Source organism: Palaeococcus sp. (in: euryarchaeotes) (assembly GCF_053987695.1).
This window is the reverse complement of sequence record NZ_JBMXHE010000052.1, coordinates 1-3967: the sequence shown is the minus strand read 5'-3', so window position 1 is coordinate 3967 and position 3967 is coordinate 1. Positions and strand designations below refer to the sequence as shown.

The 3967-nt window shown below is 42.7% G+C and carries 4 protein-coding genes and 1 tRNA gene; 4 read left to right on the top strand and 1 reads right to left on the bottom strand.

Going from position 1 to position 3967, the window contains the following annotated elements:
• Positions 1–303 precede the first annotated feature (303 nt).
• Positions 304–381: transfer RNA gene (locus ACXJGZ_RS03995), tRNA-Gly, on the bottom strand.
• Positions 382–460: 79 nt separating this feature from the next.
• Here ACXJGZ_RS03995 and ACXJGZ_RS03990 point away from each other — a divergent pair.
• The 4 genes from ACXJGZ_RS03990 (at position 461) to hisG (ending at position 3949) form a co-directional block, all read left to right on the top strand.
• Entirely contained in the window at positions 461–1435 is a 975-nt protein-coding gene (locus tag ACXJGZ_RS03990; RefSeq protein WP_456398347.1) for a beta-ribofuranosylaminobenzene 5'-phosphate synthase family protein, read from the top strand.
• A gap of 4 nt (positions 1436–1439) precedes the next feature.
• The gene (locus ACXJGZ_RS03985; protein WP_456398346.1) at positions 1440–2216 is read left to right on the top strand and encodes an N-glycosylase/DNA lyase; all 777 of its coding nucleotides are present in this window, start codon (positions 1440–1442) and stop codon (positions 2214–2216) included.
• A gap of 228 nt (positions 2217–2444) precedes the next feature.
• A complete protein-coding gene (locus tag ACXJGZ_RS03980) occupies positions 2445–3332 on the top strand; it encodes an ATP phosphoribosyltransferase regulatory subunit (protein WP_456326532.1) in 888 nt (295 codons plus the stop codon).
• Entirely contained in the window at positions 3332–3949 is a 618-nt protein-coding gene (gene hisG / locus ACXJGZ_RS03975) for an ATP phosphoribosyltransferase (protein ID WP_456326531.1), read from the top strand. The genes ACXJGZ_RS03980 and hisG overlap by 1 nt, the downstream gene beginning before the upstream one ends.
• The last annotated feature ends 18 nt before the right edge of the window (positions 3950–3967 follow it).

Below are 3967 nucleotides of genomic sequence, written 5' to 3'. Positions count from 1 at the left end.
GCAAATTGGTGGTATGTGGTGAAAGCCCGGTTCTCACGTTCACGGAGTGGAAAATACGAGTATGCCTACTGTAGGATTAAGGATATAAGCCTCGTGGGGAAGACCTTCGACGTATTGAAGGGCGAAGTGAGCGGCAGGACGGTTCTTATCTTCGTCGAGGAAGAACGAGTTGCACAACAGTTGCACAACTTCACTGGAAAAAACGACCTCGTAGAAGTCCTCACGAAGCTTTTTTTCCATAAAACCGGAGATACGCAAAAATCGAAGCCCGTAGAAGTTGCAGGTGGTATGGAGCACGTAAAATGGTGCGGTGGCCGGGATTTGAACCCGGGCTTGCGGCGTGGCAGGCCGCAGTCCTAGACCAGACTAGACTACCACCGCGCTTGCCGCCGATAGATATTAGGAAAGGGGAGCATTTATAAGGTTTTCGGTGATTTTAAATTAGTGAGAGGTGATACACGTGATAATTGAGACTCCTAAGAGACTTCATCTGGGATTGATAGATCCTTCCGCATCGGTGGGAAGACGTTTTGGAGCTTTGGGTGTAGCATTGGAAGGGGGATACAGAATAAACCTGACTCCTCATGATGAGCTCAAGGTTATATGTGCCGAAAAGGAGGATAGAGAAACAATAACCTTCGTAGTTGCGAAGATGAACGAGCACTTTAGAACGGGTTTTAACTACCGCATTGAAGTTGAGAGAGCAATTCCAAGACATGTAGGATTGGGCTCGACTACCCAGCTTTGCCTGGGTGTAGGAATGGGTATTTCAAAGCTCAACAATTTGCATTTGAGCGTTGAGGAACTTGCAGCTATTCTAGGGAGGGGAAAAAATTCGGGAGCTGGGGTGTATACCTTCAAGTATGGAGGCTTAGTAATCGATGGTGGTGTTAGAGGAAGCATCCCTCCCCTCATAGTGAGAGAGGAATTTCCTGAGAACTGGGCTTTTTTGCTGGTTATTCCCGAGATCAAAAGAGGATTCGATGAGGAAGAAGAAAAGCCCGTTATGGAAGGGCTTTCTGGAAAACCCGAAATTGCCGGGGAAATAAGCCATCACATCCTTCTTGGACTTCTTCCCGCACTTAAGGAGGTGGATATTAAGTCCTTTGGCACCCATTTAAGCGAGATACAGAGATTGGTGGGCAGACACTTTGAAAAGTACCAGGGAGGGGAGTTTAGAGAGGACGTTAGCCTTTTACTTGAATTCATGAGAGAAAACACCTATGGATGGGGGCAGAGCTCCTGGGGTCCTACCGTTTATGGACTAATTAAAAAGGAGGAATATCAAAATTTAAGCTTAAAACTTCATGAATTCCTGAGAGAGAATGGGATAAGAGCCAAAATTGAACTTGGAACCCCAAGAAACAGAGGAGCTGATTTCATGGAAAGAAATGCATATCTGATGAAGCTCATAAACAACGTGGCAAAAAGGTGAGTCCATGACCGTTAAGATGAAATACTCGAAGGATAAAGAAAGAATAGAGAAGCTTAAAGAAATTTTGAGTGAGCTCGGCTTGGAGTGTGCCCGCACCATAGAAGAAAAAGTTGACCTCCAGTTTTCCGCTTTGGAAGATCTTCACAGGAATTTAAACAACGATGAACTCTTCATCAAGCTCGTGCTTGCTAATGCTATCGTCTCCTACCAGCTTTCGGCAACTGGGGAAGAGTGGTGGTGGGAATTCTCCCGTTATTTTTCTCAAAATTTTCCCAAGGCTAGCATAAAGGAAGCATATTTCGAGTTCCTCCCTAGTTCAAGGACAAACAGGCGCTTGGGGAGTGTTAAACTAAAGCGCTTGGAGAAGTTTGAACCATTTCTTGAAAGAATGACTTTAGATAACCTCAAAGCATATTATAGTGATATGCTCAAGTTAAGGGATGATTTGGCAAAAGCGTTGAGCTCCAAAAAAGATGCTAAAACAGTGGTTTTTGCCGTTAAAATGTTTGGTTATGCCGCGAGAATATCATTCAATGAATTTAAGGCGTATCCAATAGGAATTCCAATTCCTGAGGATATAAGAATAATGAATTATACAAAACGCTTTACAAATGAGCCTTCCACAAATTTTTGGAATAGGATAGCTAAAGAAGTCGGAATCCCTCCCCTTCATATTGATTCCATAGTGTGGCCGGCGCTTGGGAAACATGGGGAAGTAAAATCGCGCCTTAAGCAGCACTGTCCTAAATGGAAGCTAGTCCTTGAGTTAGCGGAATTTTAGTCAAAATTCCAAAAATTCTTCCGTTAACTTTTTATACTCCTCTGAGAGACTCCGGCACGGTGATGGCAAATGTTGGACAAAATAAAATATATTAAAGCCGAAAAAATGTTGAAGCTTTTTTCTATCGCCCTTAGGGTGAGCTACTGCCATCATCATTGAAGGCTTTTCTCCTAGAAATGTTCAAGTTAGTGGACGGTTTTTAATCAACAACTCATTGGGGGGGTTATTTTGAAGAAGGATTTATTTTCAGAATCAGAAAGATTGGCAGACATTACAAAATATCTAAGGCGAACTTTCGAACTCTGGGGCTACAGAGAAGTGTTCTTGCCCAGTATAGAGGAGTTCAACGAAGATCTAAGAAAAGGCACAAAATTCGCCTATAACAATGAATTTTACATAATAAAACCCGATCTTACATCCCAGATACTCACCAACCTTAAAGTGCCTAGGAAACTTAAGCTTTACTACATAAGCGAAGTCTTAAATGGAGGGGTTAAAGGTGAATGGCAGGCGGGGCTTGAATTCATTGGAGGGAAAGATACTAAAATGCAAGTAGAAGTGCTTTTAGCAGTTATAAGTTCTCTTGAAGCTCTTGGGATCGAGGAGTTCTATATAGATGTGGGCAGTTTGAAGGTCTGGGAAAACGTGTTAAAAGACATAGAGGAATTCAAGGAATCTGTATTTAACGCTCTGACCAAAAGAAACTTTGAAATCATTGAAAGACTGCCTATAAACGAGGAAAAGAAAGAAGAACTCTGGAAACTTTTCAACTTTAGAGGAAGGAAGTGCACCTATGAAAAACTCAACAGAATAGTTGAAATGGTTGACGACAAAAGGATCTTCATAGACTTTGGAACCATACGCCCTCTACCCTACTACAGTGACATAATCTTTGAAGTCTATTCTCCAAAGATTGGAAAACCGTTAGGAGGGGGAGGGGAATATATCTTCAAAGGGGTTAGTGCTTTTGGCTTTGCATTCGATTTAAACGCACTTTCAAAACTCTTTGACGGGAAGATAGAGAAGAGCAGAAAGAAGATTAAAGGAGAGCTCAAGGAAGCTTACAAACTTGCCCGGGCATTAGTAAAGCTCGGAATTCCCGTGGAGGTGGAATGATGAGGTTTGTTCTTCCAAAAGGTAGGCTCTTCAGAGACTCAATCGAAATTCTAAAAAAAGCAGGGATTGAGCTTAAATCTCCAGAGAACAGAGAGCTGATAGTAAGAAACGGTAGGTATGAACTCTTACTTGCGAGGTCTTTTGATGTGCCCGTTTACGTTGAACATGGGGTGGATATAGGCATAGCAGGGAGCGATGTCGTTGAGGAGAGGAGGAGTGATGTTCTAATTCCCCTAGAATTACCATTTGGAAAATGCAGATTAAGCCTAGCAATGCTTGGGGAAAACCTTGTAAGCGTTGAAGAGATGGACGGTTTTAGAATAGCCACCAAATACCCAAGCCTTGCAAGGAGGTTCTTTGAAAGTAAAGGAGTCGAGGTCGAAGTGATAAAGCTTCACGGAAGCATCGAACTTGCCCCAAAAATCGGGATTGCAGATGCTATCGTTGACATCGTCGAGACGGGAAACACATTGAGAGCCAATGGGTTGGTTGAGGTGGAGAAGATCATGGATGTTTCCGCCCTGCTTTTGGTTAATAGAATTTCTCAGAAAACCCAATTTAAGGAGATTAATGAGCTCGTCTTAAAAATTAAGGGGGTTATCAAAGATGGATCTTGAGTTGGAAAGCTATGTGGC